Source organism: Rhodopirellula islandica, from assembly GCF_001027925.1.
In the GTDB taxonomy this organism is placed as follows: Bacteria; Planctomycetota; Planctomycetia; order Pirellulales; family Pirellulaceae; genus Rhodopirellula; species Rhodopirellula islandica.
Map to the genome: position 1 here is coordinate 96637 of NZ_LECT01000054.1, position 18387 is coordinate 115023.

Consider the following 18387-nt stretch of genomic DNA (forward strand, 5'->3'; position numbering starts at 1 on the left):
TGATGCGGATGAAGAATGGAAACCGACTGCAATGGTTTGGAATCGCTGTGTTTGTGCTTGGACTGCTTCTTCTCTTGATGCATGCTTGGCAACGCCAGCAATTAGGGAATGCGAGAGAGCGTGTCCGAGATCGGATGGACGCCTTGGAGGCCTTCGTTGCGCAAGCGGAGTCAAACACGATGACAGCCCAAGAAATCCATCAGCTAGGAAGCCAGTTGGACTCTATTAGCAGCGACTTGCTGGCTCTGGGTCGAGAATCCGACTCACCGTGGTCAGCATGGAACGTTTCGTTCATGTCCTACATTGCGTGTTCGCTGATTGGATCCGTGCTGACGATTGTGGGATCGTCGCAGTTGCGTCGCAGCAGAAAACCAACGGTGACAGGACCGCAGGATGATTGAACCCGACTCATACCAGAATCGGGATGATTCCGATTTGAACGCCAAGCGGAACTCAGCGAGAACCGAAGACCCAGTCGTCAACCTGATTGCAGGGGGACTGCTGGGATCGGTTGGCGGTGCGGGGCTGGGATTCTCGGTCTCGCTGGCGTTCACCGGATGGGCCGTCGTTGCATTTTTTGCTGGCGGCGTTGCCGGTGGAGTTTTGGGCATGGCCTTGGGCTACTTCCGCGGTGACGGCTTCACTGAGTGGCTCAAGGAGAATCTTTGGCGATTCTGGTAGCGGAAGGAAGCCTGTTGAAGCAAGCTTTCCAACAGGCTTCCGGATCACCCAGATTGGGTAGTGGTCTGTCAGGACTTGTTTTTAGGGTAGTGGACGAGGCCACGAGTCCTGAACTGGCGTCAAATCCAAGGACTCGTGGCCTCGTCCACTACGATCAACCCTAACTTTTAGCTATGACAGACCAGTAGCGTCTATTCCTCGACTTCGACGAACGGGATGTTCAGCGATTGGAGGGTGAGGAGATAAAGCATGTACAAGACGGGGATCAGCAGCAGCACCAAGGCGGTGGCGAGCATCAATCCAAAGGCAAGACTGCTGGCCATTGGGATCAGCAATTGAGCTTGGAAAGATCGCTCGGTCAGCAATGGCACCAAGCCCGCAATCGTGGTCATGCTGGTCAGCATGATCGGTCGGAAACGTCGACGGCCCGACTCCAGCAAGGCTTGGATGGGGTCGTCACCCGCTCGGACGCGTGAGTTGATGAAGTCGATCAAAACGATCGAGTCATTGACGACGACACCCGCCAAAGCAACCAGCCCAAACATGCTGAAGAGCGTCAGCGGCAGGTCGAGAAGTGCATGTCCCCAGACGGCACCGATCATGCCAAAGGGAATGATCGCCAAGATCAACAGCGGCTGCATGTACGACCGGAACTGAAGGACCAGCAAGACAAACATGCACAGAATCGCGATGGCGAAGCCGACCATCAGGCTGCCCACCGATTCCCGGCTTTGTTCTTGTTGACCTTCCCAACGAAGGGAAACGTTCGGGAATTGGGCTTTGAAATCATCCATCTGTTCTTGCAGGCTGGCGATGATCAAATCGGCGTTGGCGGTGGTCTCATCGAGGTCCGCCGAGATGGTGATGCTGCGTTGTTGATCGACGCGGTTGATCTCAGAAAATCCTCGTTGCAAATTGATCTCAGCCAACTCGCTGATGGGACGTTGCATGCCATCGGCACCTCCGACGCGAATCTCTCGGAAGTTGACGAGCGACGTGCGTTCTTCCGGTGGGTAGCGGACCATCAACTTCACTTCGTGACGACCGCGTTGCAGACGCATGACTTCGGCGCCGAAGTAGGTGTTGCGAACAGTTTGTCCGAGATCCGTCGGCGTGACACCGGTTGCCAGGGCGCTGTCTTTGACGCGAAATTGGAATTCCCACTTGCCGGGCGTGTTGTCATCGCTGATGTCGAAAACACCAGCGAAGGTGCCGACCTTTTGCTTCATGACTTCGGTTGCGGCCAGCAACTCGTCCACGTGTTCACTGGAGGCGAGCAGTTTGAATTCAATGGGGGTTCCGGCGGGGCCGGTGCCGATGCTGCCGTAGGTGATTCGTTCGACGCCGGCGATTTCGCCCACTTCACGTCGCCAACGAGCGATCAGTTGGTCGCTGTGAATGTCACGGATTTCGGTGCCGTGGAGTTCGGCAAAGATCTGGCCGGCGTTGCTGCCGCTGGATCCTTGCCCGCCCATCGGGCCGGCGGTGTTGCTGATCGAGCCGACTTCGCGGTAGGCGAAACGGACCGGGCCGACATAGTCACCTTCTGGGAGCGGGTACAGTGATTCGAGCGGCTCCTTCGTTTTGGCGGCGCGTTCCAACGCGATCTCTTGGCTGACCTTTTGAAGGGCTCGTTCCATTCGCTGGGTGGCAACTTCGGTTGCGGTGGCAGGAGTGCCGTTGGGGAAGACGACGGAGGCTTGCAGGTAGTTGTTGTCCGATTTGGGGAACAACACGGTCGTCACGACGCCCCCGCGAATCATGCCGATGGTGCCGACAAACAACGCGATGGCGACGGCGATGGGGAGGACTGGATTGAGCAAGCAGAAGTGGAGCGTGGGCACATAAACTTTTTCAGCGAACCATTCCATCGCGGTGCTGGCTTTCGAATTGAACCAGAACAACAGCAGCATGAATGGACGCAGCGGGTAGGTCACGATCGTCGCGACTCGGAAGAAGCCTGAATGGCTGTGGGCCAAGTGACATGGCAACACAAACGTGCTTTCCCAGAGCGAGACCAGCAGCATCGCAATCACGGCGAACGGGATCACCGCCATGAATTTGCCCATCACCCCAGACACGAAGAACATGGGGGCGAAGGCGATGACGGTCGTGGTGATCGAGGCCGCCACGCTGGGCAACACTTCGGTGGCCCCGTCGACCGCCGCGTCGTGCAGCGATTTGCCCATCTGCCGGTGGGCGTAGATGTTTTCGCCGATCACGATCGCGTCATCGACCACGATCCCAAGAGCGATCAAGAACGAAAACAAGGAGAGCATGTTGAGTGTTTGGTCGCCCCAGGAGAGAGCGGCACCGGCACCCATGATGGAGATTGGAATTCCGAGAGCCACCCAGAATGCCAAGCGGACCTCCAAGAACAGGGCCAGGACCAAGAACACCAGTCCCAGACCTTGGACACCGTTGCGAAGCAGCAATGCCATCCGGTCACGGACGTCGGTCGAGGTGTCGCCCCATAGGACGAATCGATACCCAGGGGGAGGTTCGGTGCGGGCGACGTAGCCCCGCACGTTGTCGACGAGGTTCAGCAGGTCCTCTGATTTGGTGCGTTGAACATTGATGACCATCGCGGGTTCGCCGTTGATCTCCGCCACCGCCGTGACGTCTTCGAATTCATCGCGAACGCTGCCCAAATCGCCCACCGTCAGGACGACGCCGTCTTGGCGAGTGATCAGCGGGATGCGTTCAATCTCGGGGCCGACGCGGCCTTTGTTCTTGGCACGCAGCAGGATTTCTTGACCGGATGATTTGAGTTGACCGCCCGGCAACTCCACGTTGTGTTGCCGGATCTCGGAGGCGACTTGATCCAGCGTCAGGCCATAGGAACGCAGAGTTGCCTCGGGGATTTCCACGTCGATTTGATAGTTGCGTGTTCCCATCAATTCGGCGACCGTGACGCTGGGCAGCATCAACAATTCGTCTCGCACGGACTCGGCGACTTCGCGGAGTTTCAGTTCCCCACGCCGGGATCGGTCATCAGGTCCGATGATTCCTAGGCGGATGGCCGTGTCGCGGAACGTGATCTGTTCGATCTCCGGATCTTCGGCGAGATCAGGGAAACTTGGGATGCGGTTGACTTCGCGATCGATCTCCGACATCACCTTTTGGACGTCTTGAATATCGCTTTGCAGTTCCGCCAAGACATAGCCGCGGCCTTCCATGGCGATGGAGGTGACCTTCTTGATCCCGTCGATGGACCGAATGGCTTCTTCAATCTTTTGACAGATCGCTTCTTCGGCATCTTGTGGGGTGGCACCGGGGTATGGCACCGAAATCATCACGACTTCGAGTTCGAATTCGGGGAACACTTCCCGACGCATGCCGACGAATGCGGAAGCACCCACAATCATCAACGCCAGCATGATGACATTCATGCCGGGCGCGTTTTCGATGGCCCAAGCGAGGACACGTTTCATCGAAGGTTCTTTGAATGGAAGGAATGGCGGAAGAGTGTCGGTTGGCTGCACAGCGAAAGGTGCTTGTGAGCGGCAGCGGTGGTCGTCAAGACGATCGCTTTCTCAGGGGATCGAAACTCCAGAGGAGTATGGATCGCTGTCCAGGTTCGGCGGCGTCAAAGATCGGTGATTGCTGCGGTCAGAGACGCGTCCGATTTTGCATCGATTGGTGGCGTCAGATTTCGCTTGGGGGCGCGAACTGGGAACGTGTCCGCTTCGATGCTGCCCAGTGGTGAGACAACCACAAAGCTGTTGCCGGTGACCGATTGGTTCGGCACTTCGCAGATCCACTGATCGGAGCTTCCACCGACCGCCGTCAACAAATCGATGGGGCGAACGTCATGGCGAATCACCAAGCGTCCCGCGGACCAATTTTCAGCCACGAAGGCAAGTTCCGAATCGGCCTGTGGTGCGTCTGATTCGTCGTCGCCCTGCTTGGCGACGTTGTCCGCGAGATTCGTTTCTGAATCGGCGACGGTTTCGGCCGTCTGTTCCGAGTTTGGACCCTCGGCGTCAGCGGTTTTTTCGTCGAGTGCCGGAAGGTCCAGAACGGAATCGTCGGGGATGAATTCCCAAACCCGATTGCCCGGCTTGAGGGCTTCGGACGGCAGGATGACAAGTGGCACAGCGGGGTGCAGTTGCAATTGCAAACGCACGAACATGCCACGCACGAGCGCGGTGGGGCCGGTCGAAACGACGTTTTCGGAAGTGGTCGGGGCGAGCGACTCATCGTCAATTCGGCGTTGGATTTCAAACATCTGAGGTTGGTCGACAACCACTCGAACGGGGACGGTCCGAGTTTGTTCGTCCAGCCCAATGCCGTCATAGCCGGTCAACTGGCCATCCCAGACGTACGTCACATCGTCGCGGCCGGACAGTTGGTATTGCACCTTCACTTCCGTGGGCGGCAACTTGTAACCGCGGTGAGCGCCGTTGGCGGGTGCGTTCAATTCTTCCATGGGGGATTGCGTCGTTTTCTGATTCAGCACCCAGTACAGTTGGTCGGTTCGCAGACTGGTGGCCACTTCAACCTTGGAAGTGTCTTCCATCGTGACGACGGGATTGCCGCGGGAAACGAATGTGTTCAGTTCGGCTTGTTCGCTGGCGATGACCCCGTCGATCGGGGCTCGGATTTCAGTCCGTTGCAGATCGATGCTGGCTTGTTTGAGTTGCGTGGCAGCAAGCTGTTCGGCCAGTTCCAATCGGGTGCGTCGTTTCTTCAGCAAATCAATTTGGTTTTGGACCGTCACCTTTTGCTGTTCGGCTTGCAAGACGCCTCGGCGTGCCGCGTCGACGTCGCGGCGGGCGGCAAAGTCTTCTGGCAATGAATCCAGGCGTTTGGCTTCGCGGCTTTGGAGCTCGATGTCTGCGTTGGCAATTTCCAACAAACGAGCCGCGTTGATCAGTTCCTGGTCGACTTCGTTGATCGCTTCATATTCGGATTGCTGAGTTTGTTCCAAGCGACGCACGGTGAGTTCGTAATCGGTCGGATCAATCCGCATCAGCACGGTGCCAGCGGTGACGTATTGGCCGGCTTCGCATTGCGGCGACTTTTCGACAATGCGGCCGGCGACTTCAGTTGCCAGAATGACTTCGCGAAACGGGACGACGGTGCCGTCGGTGTTCAGGTGCAGGATCTGGCCGCTGTCTGCGAGCGACTGAATCGGAACCACATCCACGGCCGGCAAGGCTTGGAGTCGTCCGGCGAGTGTGTTGTCGGCAGGCGGACGGGTCGAGGGTTGGACCGACCCGAGTGCGTAGACCAAGCCACCGGCCACGGCGAGCAGCAACAGCGGCGCACCGATGTTGAACAGCACCCACTGCATCGTGTTGGACGAATCGACGAGCTGGACAACGTTGTCGTCCCGGCGAGTCGAGTCGACTTCGATCCCGGATTCGTACGGCGAGCGTGGCGGATCCGTTTTCGCCGGCACGGACGATGTCGAATCCAGTGAGGTTTTGGCCTCAGCGGAAGTTTCTTCGTCGGTCATCGTGGGCGTCGACTCGTTATTGTTGACAAGAGACATCGTGAGGCTCGTTGAGCGGCGATGGGAAGAGAAGCTTGTATTGATCGATCACAGTTAGATCGCCACACGCTGCCAGCGTGGACGCGGTGATCTGATTGCACAATGAATCCAACCCGTAGTGGGTTTGAATCAATTTGGGTGAGATCAAATGTGCCATCACGGGGCGCCCGATCCGGTAGTGAAGGCATTGACCGACCACGCCGAGAGCCATCTGGGGCACCAGGGCGCTGGTTTGCCACGCGGACTTTGAATCAAGCGGTGGCAGCAAGGACTCGATGGTTTTGCAAAGCGCTTCGTAGAGCGGTTGGAAATACCCGTGGATCATGCCTTCGAAGGCGGGCGTTGGGGTCTGCATCTCGCGCATCATCAACATCGCTTCCCAACCGGTTTCGTCGGCGGCGAGCATGCGTGAGAGCAGGGTGCGGATCAGCCGTTCCAGATCCTGTTGTGGGGTCTGTTTGCCAACTTCAGGCGTCGGGTAGGCACGCTCGCGTTTCTCCCGGATGGCGGTGATGACAGCGCGGTACAGGCCCATCTTGTCACCGAAGTAATAGCTGACCGCGGCCACATTGACATCAGCGACGTTGGCAATCTCTCGGACCGTCGCGCGATCGAAACCTCGCTCGGCAAAGACGGGGCCAGCGGCCGCCAGCAAACGTTGGGTCGGGTCGATCGTTGCGGGAGCGGGGGATTCAGTCATGAAGCAGCGGGACGAGAGTCTCGGGCAGAACGGTTGCCGCAATCATGATTTAAACAGTCGTTTTAAACAAGTGTTTAAATCGGGAGGGCTCGATCGCGGATTGGCCTTCTGTTTGACCGGATCACTTTGCAAAGCGACCGTTGAGAACGCAAGTCGGTTTCCGTATCGAATTGAATCGAGTCGCTCGATCTGTTGGTGGGGTCCAGCCACCTGGAAGAGCGGGGGGCCGTCACGCAAGTTCGGAGGCTGGGTGCCGCTCACGACATTTTGTGGGCGAAACAAGGCACTGAACGAGCCACGCCACCTCAGAGGGTTTCAAACATGCGGCGAAGTGCGTCGCGGTGGGCGTCTTCATCGAATGGGTTGGCCAGCGGTTTGGGCAAGACGCTGGCTGCTGACGGAGGATCGCCTGCGTACAACGGTTCGCCTGCGGGCACTGGTTCGTCCGTCGATAGCGAGGCGGATTCAATTCGCTCAAAGGTTTCGCTGTGTTCGAACCCACGAGCAATTCGCGAGGTCCCGTCGGCCCCGTTCCACTGGGTCAGTGAATCGGTGGTGTGCCAGGTGCCGCCGGGTTGAGTGACATAGATTCGAACGGTGTCATCGCCGCCAGCGGATGCTTTGGCGGTGACATCGTCGAAGCCGATCGCGGTGGCTCGATAGCCGCTGCTGCTGATCGTCGCGCGGGTTTGTGAAATCGACATCACGTCGTCGGAGGCGGAATCCCCGAGGTCGGCGGTGTCGTGGCCACCCGCTTCGGCATAAGCATAGACGCGTTCGAATCCAAACACGGCTTGCGTCTGTGTGTCGTTGCGAAGCGAGCTGAATTGTGGCCGGATGACCAAGCGATCGTCGCCGGCGGAATCGTTCAAATGCGCGGTGTCGTCACCGCCGGAGGTGGCGTGGGCGAAGAGTTTGGGAACGTTGTCGACGCGGAATTCAAAGCCAGCGCCGGACATGCGAGCGGTCTGGCTGGAGGCGGTCAGCACGTCGTCGCCGGTGCTGTCGTACATGGTCGCCAGATCGAGTCCGCCGCCGCCGACGAAGGTGATGTTTTCAAAGCCGCGAATTTCGATGACGCCGCCGAGGAAGGTCAAACGGCTGATCCCATCTTCGCTGGTCGGTGGGCGAAGGAGCAGGCTCTCGGCTTCGGCCGATCCCATGATTCGAAGCACGTCGCCACCGGCACCGCCGTCAATGACGATGGTTTGCGTTGTATCGAGCGTGTAGTTGCCGCTTGCATCGGAAAGCAGTGTTTTCCCGTCGACGCCACCGTTTGTGATCGAGGAGAGGTCTCGCAGGTCCAAGACAACTTCATCGGATCCCGAGGTGCCTTGGTATTCGCTGAGCGAAGAGCTCGCTGGCTCGCTGGGAGGCGTTGGTGTGGGGTCTGGCGTTGGAGTGGGGACTGGCTCGGGAGTCGGTGTCGGATTGGGAGTTGGGTCGGGGGAAGGGGTGGGTTCAGGTTCTGAGACCGAGAACGCGAGCGCGGCTTCCAGATTCAGGGTTTGGTATTCCATTCCAGTGACTGGATCGGTGTGTTGATCGGCGGTCTCCTGCAGTCGAGCCAGGATGGAATCGACGGTGGGCGACATGCCTGCATCCGTCATGGCTTGGCGAACCAAGACCGACGCACCCGCGATTTGAGGGCTGGCCATGCTGGTGCCACTGAGCAGCGCGTAGTCATTGACAAATCCATCTGCGCCATAAACATGTTCGGGGACGCTGCTTCGGATCGCTTGTCCGCCGGTGGCCAGGATGCCGTCTTCACGCTGGGAGAAACTGCTCAGGACATCATTGGCGTCCACGGATCCGACGCCCACGACGTATTGGCTGGACGCGGGGTACATCAACTCGTCGGCGGTGCCATGGTCCATCGTGCCGAAGGAGTTGCCTGCTGCCGCGAAAACCATGATGTTGGCTTCATAGAGCGTTTGCAGTTCGTCTTCCAGCATTCCCATTGCGTCGAATCGATTGGCATCGGTCAGTTCGGTGCCGAGCGACATGTTGACGGTGGTGATCGGATTCTCGAACGTGTCGTGGTTTTCAATCACCCATTGCAGAGCGGACTCGATCCACTGCAGGTTGCCGTTGCCGGCGTCGTCAAAGACGCGCAGTCCGACCAAGTCAGCGCCGGGCGCGAGTCCTTGGAAGGCCTCTCCCGAATCCAGGTTGCCGTTTCCAGCGATCAGCCCAGCGACGTGGGACCCGTGGTATCCGGCAGGCGCGTCATCGTACGGGTTGTCATCATTTTCAGCGAAGTCATAGCCACCGACGACCCGATAGCCGGGGCCGTAGCCTCCGCCCAACGCCACGTGGTCGTAGGCGATGCCACTGTCGATGACTGCGATGGTTTGGCCGCTGCCGTCCCAGTTGCTGCCGAACGAGCTTTCGCCGAGCAGTCCTCCGTTTTGACGAAGTGATTGGGCTTGCTCAAAAAGCGAACCCGCCGACTGCCCTTCGAGGAGGGTATTGAAATTGAGCGTCGTATCGTTGGTCGGGGTCAGGCTGCCCGGGGAAGCGTCCGGCTGCGAATTGAGAGCAGTGTCCGGGAGCGAGGGACCAAGAACAGGGGATTCGTTTTCCGCGATCGCGGGGGCAGGGACAATCGCCGCCGCGATGGGGATTTCGGTGGGGGCCGAAGCGTCCGTGGAGGGGGACGCCCAATGATCGGCAGAACACGCTGGCAGGGGTTGGATTGGATCCGCCCAATCTGCCAACCAAGCTCCCATCAACGAGGCCGACAGAGCCAAACGTTCTTCGCAGGGTTGGATCGCCGGTGTCGGCAATTCCAAAGCGTCGGAATCCGTTTGAGTGGGACTCAATGGCGAAGTTGAACGGTGTGACATCAGATAGGTCGGATCGATTGGCTGGCACGGAGTGAGTTTTTGAAGGGTAGGTCACAGAATGTTGCCGGCAGCCTCGAAACTTGGGGGGCGAAAAGTGCGGGGCTGGATTCAGGGGACGCTTTGAAACGCCTGGAATCCGAGGGGGAGTTTTTGAGTGGATGGGGCGTTCGATCTGTGCCGTGGCGGACCAGCGAGTTGTGAGTTGTGAGGGTCGGGCAATCAGAATCGATTGGATGGAGGAGGGGGTGTGGAGCCGCTTGTCGTCAATTTTTTGGTTTTTGGTGAGTCAAACTGGAACTATTCGGCCGCACAATCCGTCCAACCGCGACCAGCCCCACGTTTTTGTTCGCTCCACTGAAGCAAAGATTGATAAAGACGGTGGGCTAGGTAAGATGGACTTGCTTTTCAAAATTTCGCACCCGCCCAAAGTTTTTGGATTACGCTGGCGGTCCCGGCCGTGGAAGCGGTTTGCGGGAGCCCGTTCTAACTTTGCGCGGATCGCTGAAATGCCCGTCGATATCGGGGCGTTTTGACGAATGCGAAGACCCATCACATCGACCCAGCCCAACCATTCGAATTGCCGAGAAAACAGATGAAAAATCTGCGTCAACTGCTTCGCAGCGTGAGCCCGTCGTCATCACGAAAGCGAAGCGAAGACCGGTCGCGTGCTAACCGTTCCAACAAGCGTCGATTGCTCAGCGAATCGCTGGAAGCCCGACAATTGCTGGCTGGTGACGTTCCGTCGGTGGTTGACACGGCTCCTCAGGAAGAGAGCACTCACGCGGTCGCCCACAATTACTGGCGGGCCTACGATGTTGACAACAATAAATATGTGACGGCGTTGGACGCCTTGATGGTGATCAATCACCTCAACAGCCGTGGGGAAGGCGAAGCCCTGACCGAAGGCGATGAATTCACTGGTTTTGTCGATGTGACCGGTGACAATCGCGTGACAGCCTTGGACGCCTTGAGCGTGATCAACGCTCTGAACCGGGGCGAAGGCGAAGCGGACATGCCCTTGGTCGAGTTCGTGTTGGCGGCTCGTAACCTGGATGACACGCTGGTTGATAACACGACCGGAGCAACTGATGTCCTGCCTGACGACAACGTCGAACTGACCTACAACGTCGATGTCAACGAAGTCTTCAAGCTGGAAGTTGGCGTCAAAGACCTTCGCTCGCGGATGGAAACGGGTGTCTTCCGTGCTGTGACCGACATCATCGCCGATCAGTCGGGTGTGCTGGAACCAGCCGTCGGTGAGCTGCAACAGGTCGTGTTTGACAACACCATTTTCTCTGATGCTGGTGCTACCGACACGGTCACCTTCTCCTATGCGGACGGTTCAGGGACGACGACCACGAAGAACTTGCTCGATTTCTTAGGAGCCAACAATGCAGCGACCGAGGCCAATCTGGCGGAAGTGATTGTTGAATTGAGTCCTTTGGTTGATTCGGTCGACGACATCAACATCAGTGCGAATACCGACTCGAACTCGGGTGGACCCAGCGGTGGCGGAGCGTTCACGCTGGACATCACCTACAGCGGCATGGATTTGATCAACGTCGATGTTCCTCAATTGCAGGTCAGTGTGCTGTTGTCTGGATCGGCAGGGCCGGTCAACGTGGGGCAGGTCGACGTCAAGAACGCAGACGGCTCGTTCAACAGCGCACCTATCTTGGCAGCGTTGGAACTGAACAGCCGCAATGCGGACAACGCCCAAATCTACGGCAAGAACCGCGTCTTTGGTTCCTTCGAACTGAATCAAGACTTGGGCAGTGGGCCCGTTGACTTGTTCGACGAAATCGGTGCCCTCGGCCCAACGAACAACATTCCCGATGAGTTGGGATCCGAGTTCAATCCTGCTCTCGCTTACGACGTCTTCAGCATTCCCGTCCGCGCGGTCGCACCCACCACTGGGTTGGCGGTCAGCCTGGACGTGCCCGATGAGGGCGACAAGGTTCTGATTTACGGCACGGAAGTCGGCAATGAAAGCGTGCCGGATGACATGATTCAGTTGGACGCATCATCGCGATTCATCCTGAATGTCACTGGTGTGAGCTCCGGATTGACGGCTGCCAACAGCACCCTCAGCCTGACCGAAGACGACGCTGCGACGACGATCGATCTGGCAACGCTGAACTCGGGCAACCCCGCGGGAACGACCTACGCCATCTCGTCGGAAACCGAAAACCTAGGCGACTTCACTCTCAGTGGCAGCATCGTCACTTACACGCCTGACGCAGACGCGTTCGGAACCGGCGATCAATTGGTTTACACCGCCAGCGACGGCACCGACACGGTCACCGGCACCATTGCGGCCACCATCGCGGGTGTGAACGATGCACCGACCTTGGTCGACGACACCGCCAACGTGGAACAGGGCGAGTCGGTTTCGATCGACGTCTTGGCAAATGATTCCGCAGGACCAGGTGAGGACATCGCTGACTTGGTGTTGCAAGACCCAGCGACCACGATCACCACCGTCAACGGTGGAACAGCCATCATCTCCAATGGTGAGATCAGCTACACCGCTGCGGCTGGTTATTCCGGAACCGATTCCTTCACCTACACCGTGGCTGACGGAACCCTGACCGCAACAGCGAACGTGGTGGTGACGGTCACGAACAGCCAAGTTGGCATCAACGCCGCGAACAAGACCGTCACGATCGATGAAGACAACGGTGGCGGGACCACCAGTGAAGTCTTGGTCGCTGACCTCAGCGCCGACAACCTGATCACCATCAACACCGGTGGCAGCACGTTCACGCTGGACAACGCCGTGATCACGAGCGGCAACGGAAGCGTCGACTTCAGTGGCGACCAAATCTTGTTCACCCCCGCTCAAGATGACTTTGGCACCACGACGATCACCTACACGGCCAGCAATGACGTTGGCAGTGACACCGGCGTCATCACCGTCAATATCACTGCTGACAACACCGATTTGACTGCCACCTCGGATGATTTCCCTGTCAACGAAGGTGCGACGGTCACGCTGGATGTGCTCGCGAATGATTTCGACGGTCCCGGCGAAAACGGTGTGTTGACCATCACCTCCGTGACCCAGCCTCCCTTGGGAACGGCGACGATCACCGAGAATGGCACGCGAATCAGCTACACCTCGACCCGTTCTGTTTCCGAAGGCGATGACTCGTTCAGCTACACCATCAGCGACGGCCAGGGCGGTACCTCAACCGCTGTTGTGAACATTGACATTCAGGATGTCTTGGACGCTCCGGTTGCCGGCAACGGTTCGGAAACCGTCGATGAAGATTCCGGGACATTGACCATCGACCTGAGCAGCTTTGTCACCCTGGAAGGCAGCGACACGGTCACGTTCAGCAAGGTCAGCGGCACCGACGCGATTGGAACTTCCGCGGTTGCAGCCAACGGAACATTGACCTTCACTCCGGTTCTGAACGCCAACGGCACCGCGACGATCGTCTACCGTGCGACCAGCACGCAAGGCACGCAGTTGTCCGATGAGGGCACCATCACGATCAACGTGACGCCCGTCAACGATGCCCCCACAGCGACGGATCGGACCGTCACCGTGTTGGAAGACAACAGCATTGAAATCGATCTGAATGGCAACGTCGCGGATGTCGACAGCACCGGATTGACCATCACGGTGGCAGTCAATCCTAGCAATGGATCGGCCACTGCTCTGGGGAACGGCGTGATTCGTTACACGCCCAACACGGACTACAACGGGGTCGACTCATTCACCTACCAAGTCACCGACGGCGACCGGACGACCACCGCAACGGTCACCGTCAATGTCACCGACGTGGTTTCGCCACCGGTTGCTAACAACGGTTCGTTGTCGGCCACGGAAGATGCCGGAACGGTCACGTTGGATCTGTCGACGTTGATCAACTTGGACGCGGGGGACTCGGCAACGATCTCGATCAGCACCTCGCCTGTCAATGGCAACGCCAGTGTCAGCGGCACTTCCGGGGATCTGACCAACTCGACCTTGTCGTACACGCCTGACGCGGACTACTTCGGAAGCGATTCCCTGGTTTACACAGTCACCAACTCACAAGGTGCCACTGACACGGGGACGATCAGCATCTCTGTGGCGGGAGTGAACGATGCTCCGGTTGCCGGCAACGACACCGCAACCACGGTACGCAACCGTGCGGTGACGATCGACGTCTTGTCGAACGACTCGCTCGGACCAGCCAACGAGAACCAAACCGCGACGGTTTCGGTGCCAACTCAGCCTGCTGACGGAACAGTCACTGTCAACGCCGACAACGAATTGGTCTTCACGCCCGACACGGACTTTGTCGGTACCGTGACGATCACCTATCAACTGAGCGATGGTCAGTCGACGGACACCGCAACAGTCGAAGTCACCGTCAATGACTTCAGCCCCTCGGTTGTGTCGGGTCAGTTGTTCGTTGATGCGATCACCAACATTCGGGATGTGATCGACCACGGTGCTGATCCAGTCCGCAATGGGGTTCGCGATTCTGGTGAAACCGCCTTGGGTGGTGTCGCAGTCCGCTTGGTCTCACCTGCCAGCGACAATGAACTCGGCGAAGACGTTGACTTGGTTGTTCTGACGAACCTGGACGGTGAATACACCTTTGAGGACGTTGCACCGGGTAGTTACCAAGTGATCTACATCCTGCCTAACAATGCGGTTGCGGCCGGAGAGGCAGCGGACGGGATCATCCCGATTGAAATCGGATCGGAAGGCGGAGCCTCACCTGTGGGAACGTTCGCGTTCGCAAGTTTGGGTGACGCCGGCCAAGGCAACAGCTCGATTCTGTCGACCAACACCAACGGCGGCAGCGGTGTTCCCGAAGGCGTTGAAGATGGCGAAGGCGGATTTGTTTCATTCGGCAGTGGTGGCGGTCAATCGATGTTCTTGGCCGGCAGCGGCTTTGAAGGCGTCGAGTACGCGGAATTGGCCATGAATCGGAACAACGACGCGGCGTTGCTCACCATCATCGAAGAAGATGGCGATGTGCGAACGGCACAAGTGAGTGGCGAACACCTGCGAGTCAACGCGAGTGGAACCGCGGTTCAATTGCTCGGCGGAGTCAATGACTTCGACTTCGATGCCAGCCTCGAAGATTTGGTCGAGAGTGAATACCCTGCGTTCCGTGACGCGATCGACATGATCCTCGGCAACAGCTGAGTTCGAATCCGAACCTTGAGAACAACGAAAGCCCCGTCGGTTGAATCCGGCGGGGTTTTTTTGTGATGTTCACCGAGTTGATCACCTCCGGAGTCCGGGGAATCGTCACAACCGGTGCGGATGACGCGACCGGTGAGCTTTCCGGACTTGATTCGAACTACCTGATCGGAATCAATTTCGATCCCCCCGAGTGCGAGTTATATAAGTTGCGACGTGGAGTTCGACTCGGGCTCCGGCAAAACCAACCGTCCAAGCTGATGGGTTCATGTTTGTCATGGCCATCGCTCTTTTCGAATCTCTTGAGGTATCCCTGTGAAGAAGTTGTTCTATTCGTTCGCGATTGCACTGACCGCAATGGCTTACGGCACGACCGCCAACGCTCAATGTTGTGGCGCCCCTGTTCCTGCTCCCGCCTGTGGTGGTTGTGGTGCCGTCGTTTCAGCATCGCCTGCGGAAGGTGCTCCTGCTGCTGACGCTGCAGTTGCTCACGCCGCGGTTGCCGAAGGTTGTGGTCCTGCCATGACGACTCAAACCATCATGGTGCCTCAACAGGTTACCGAAAAACAGATGGTCACCGTGACGGAGATGCGGCAAGAAACGCGTCAACGCAACTACACCGTTGTGAAATCAGTGCCTCGCACTGAAACTCGCACTCGGATGGTGACCAAGCAAGTTCCTCGCCAAGTCGTGAAGACTGAGAACTACACCGTCATGGTCCCATCGACCAAGACCGAAGAATACAGCGTTCAAGTTCCTGTCACGAATGAAGTCGAACAGACTTACACCGTGATGGTTCCGAAGACGAGCACCGTGGAAGAAACCTACACGGTTCAAGTTCCTGTCACGACCGAAGTCGAAGTGCCTTACTCGGTTCAGGTTCCTTACACCGAAACCGCGACTCGCACTTACACCGTCAACGTTCCTTACACCGAAATGGTCGAAAAGAACTACTCGGTTTGCGTTCCTGTGACGGAAAACGTCGAGCGTACCTACACCGTTCGCGTCCCAACCACCGAGCAAGTTGCACAAACCTACACCGTTCGCGTGCCTTACACCGAAACGGTTGAGCAAACCTACACCGTTCAAGTTCCTTACACGGAAACCTTGACCGCTTCGCGTACCGTTTGCAAACGCGTTCCTGTCACCAAGACCCGCACTGTCTGCAAAGACATGGGTAGCTTCCAGTGTGTGACCGAAGAAGTTCCTGCCGGCAACGGTTGTGGATCGAGCTGTGGTGGATGCGGATCGTGCGGCGGATGCTCCGACGCATGCGGATGTGGCAGCAGCTGTGGCGGATGCACTCAAACGATCACCAAACGCGTTTGGGTTCCTAACTTGGTCAGCGAAGAAGTTCCTTACACCGAGTACGTCAGCGAACGTTCGGAAGAGCCTTACACGTACACCGTGAACAAGTGCCGCACCGAAACTCGCACCCGTCCTGTGACGGTTTGCAAGTACCGCAACGAAACAAAGACCCGCATGGTCAACGTCACCAAATGCCACTTGGAAACCCGTACTCGTATGGTTCCAGTGACTCGCATGACACGTGAAGTTCGCACTCGTCAGATCCCTGTTCGTCGTTGCCGTCAAGAACAACGGACGCAAGAGTACCAAGTCACCAAGTGCCGCACCGAACAACGTGTTCGCAAAGAGCAACGCACCAGCTACACCAGCGAAACTCGTACACGTTCGAAAGAAGTGTGCACGATGGTTGCCGAAACTCGCACTCGCATGGTTCCTCAAACGACCATGACAACGGAAGCTCGGACTCGTGAAGTCACCGTCATGGTTCCTGAAGCCAAGACCCGTGAGTACACCGTCACCGAGTGTGACACCGTCACCGAAGAAGTCCCTTACACCGTCACCGTGATGGACCAAGTCAACGAAGAAAAGACCGAAGACTACACCGTTTGCGTGCCAGTCCAAGTTGAAAAAGAAGTCGAAGTCACCAAGACGATCATGGTTCCTCAAACGGTTGAAGTCCCCGTTTCGAGCGGATGTGGATCGGCTGCCGGAAACGGCGGAGCTGGTTGTGGCGGATGCAGCGGATGCGGTTCGGCCGCACCAGTTGCATCGGGCTGTGGCTGCTGAAGAGCGACCTTCGACCGTCGGTCGAATTGAAACCATCTCTCACGTTCACGTGAGTTCGAATGAGGCCAGCAATCTTCGGGTTGCTGGCCTTTTTTCGTTCTCGGTTGCAATTTGTCTGCTCTCTGCCCGCAGTTCCAAGGTCAGTCTTCTTCCCCGCATGTGGTTGGAAGCCCGGGGATTCGCTCCGTTGGAACCGGCCCTGTCCGGCGGGGCATTGCCGAGCACGAAAGGCTTGGTTCGGATACGCGACTTGGCGGCGTGAAGCAGGTCGGCAGGAGTCATGGGGGGCAACCATGTGAGCCGTTTGGGTGTTCGCTCCGGTTGTGCTTGAGGACCGTGGCGAACGCCAAACGGCTCCCATACCCGAAGACCTCTGCAGGCCTGCTTAGAATGAACCGAACTGGACATCGCAAAGGATGAATCGCATGAAGATCACATTGGTTGGCACAGGACGGGTTGGGTCCGCGATTGCATTTGGATTGACGATCAATCCTCTGGCCAGCGAATTGTTGCTGCTCAATCGTTCACGCGAGAAGGCCCAAGGGGACGCGATGGATTTGACGCACGCCGCGGCGCTCGTCAACAGCAACATGAAAATCTGGGCGGGGGAAATCGCAGATTCGAAAGATTCCGATGTGATCGTGTTCACCGCCTCGGTTCCATTTCGGTATCCCGGTCAAACACGTTTGCAAATGGGCCAGGACAACATGCCCATCCTTCGGGAATGGATGCCGGCGCTCGCCAAGGCGAGCCCCAACGCGATCATTGTGATGGTCAGCAACCCGGTCGACGCCTTGGCCTACGAAACCATCCGGTTGACAGGGTTCGATTCCACTCGCGTCATCGGCACAGGAACGTTGGTGGACAGCATTCGATATCGAGCGTTGTTGTCGACCGAATTGCAAATCCACGCCGAAGACATCCGTGCGTACATATTGGGCGAGCACGGTGATTCACAATTTGCCGCATCATCCATCGCGATGACAGGTGGCGAACGGTTCTACCCCAGCGACACGTCCCGGCGAATGTTCGAAGAAACCAAAGCGATGGGATACGAGGTGTTTCGTCTGAAAGGACACACCTCGTACGGGATCGCCATGGCGACGATCACCATCCTGGACAGCATTGTTTATGACCTGCGACACACCCTGCCGGTCAGTGTGTTGGTCAATGGATACTTGGGCGTGAAAGACGTTTGCCTGTCTTTGCCGGCAGTCATCGGACGCCAGGGAATCACTCGCGTGTTGCGTCCAACTTTGTCCGACGATGAACAGGCGGCGTTCCGCCATTCGGCCGAGGTCGTCAAGCAAACGTTGGCGGAAATGGAAAGCGGTTGCTAAGCAACGCACGGAATCCCTGTCGTAGTGGACGAGGCAACGAGTCCTTTGGGCATGACACGTTGGAGGATCCG

General features: G+C 57.7%; 9 protein-coding genes. 5 read left to right on the plus strand and 4 right to left on the minus strand.

Annotation, left to right across the window (positions count from 1 at the left end):
- The first annotated feature begins 8 nt into the window (after positions 1–8).
- Entirely contained in the window at positions 9–401 is a 393-nt protein-coding gene (locus RISK_RS26355; protein WP_236696734.1) for a hypothetical protein, read from the plus strand.
- Positions 394–681: a hypothetical protein gene (locus tag RISK_RS26360; protein WP_236696735.1), complete on the plus strand. Its 288-nt coding sequence runs from the start codon at positions 394–396 to the stop codon at positions 679–681. Before RISK_RS26355 ends, RISK_RS26360 begins: the two co-directional genes overlap by 8 nt.
- A gap of 191 nt (positions 682–872) precedes the next feature.
- On the opposite strand, the gene RISK_RS26365 is transcribed toward RISK_RS26360, so the two are convergent.
- The 4 genes from RISK_RS26365 to RISK_RS26380 all read right to left on the minus strand — a co-directional run bounded on the left by RISK_RS26365 (position 873) and on the right by RISK_RS26380 (position 9730).
- On the minus strand, positions 873–4115 hold the full coding sequence (locus RISK_RS26365) for an efflux RND transporter permease subunit (RefSeq protein WP_047817315.1): 3243 nt from the start codon (positions 4113–4115) through the stop codon (positions 873–875).
- A 155-nt stretch (positions 4116–4270) separates the two neighbouring features.
- Positions 4271–6181 carry an HlyD family secretion protein gene (locus RISK_RS26370; RefSeq protein WP_236696736.1) on the minus strand — a complete coding sequence of 637 codons (1911 nt, stop codon included), beginning with the start codon at positions 6179–6181 and terminating at the stop codon, positions 4271–4273.
- A complete protein-coding gene (locus RISK_RS26375; protein WP_047817316.1) occupies positions 6162–6881 on the minus strand; it encodes a CerR family C-terminal domain-containing protein in 720 nt (239 codons plus the stop codon). Before RISK_RS26375 ends, RISK_RS26370 begins: the two co-directional genes overlap by 20 nt.
- A gap of 305 nt (positions 6882–7186) precedes the next feature.
- A complete protein-coding gene (locus RISK_RS26380; RefSeq protein ID WP_047817317.1) occupies positions 7187–9730 on the minus strand; it encodes a S8 family peptidase in 2544 nt (847 codons plus the stop codon).
- A gap of 592 nt (positions 9731–10322) precedes the next feature.
- Here RISK_RS26380 and RISK_RS26390 point away from each other — a divergent pair.
- From RISK_RS26390 to RISK_RS26405, 3 genes are all read left to right on the plus strand, one after another.
- Complete coding sequence (locus RISK_RS26390; RefSeq protein WP_236696737.1) at positions 10323–14885, plus strand: Ig-like domain-containing protein; 4563 nt, start codon at positions 10323–10325, stop codon at positions 14883–14885.
- Between the two features lie 312 nt (positions 14886–15197).
- Positions 15198–16976: a hypothetical protein gene (locus RISK_RS26395; protein WP_047817320.1), complete on the plus strand. Its 1779-nt coding sequence runs from the start codon at positions 15198–15200 to the stop codon at positions 16974–16976.
- Positions 16977–17401: 425 nt separating this feature from the next.
- Positions 17402–18316, plus strand: coding sequence for a lactate/malate dehydrogenase family protein (locus tag RISK_RS26405; RefSeq protein ID WP_047817322.1), 915 nt, complete (start codon positions 17402–17404; stop codon positions 18314–18316).
- The last annotated feature ends 71 nt before the right edge of the window (positions 18317–18387 follow it).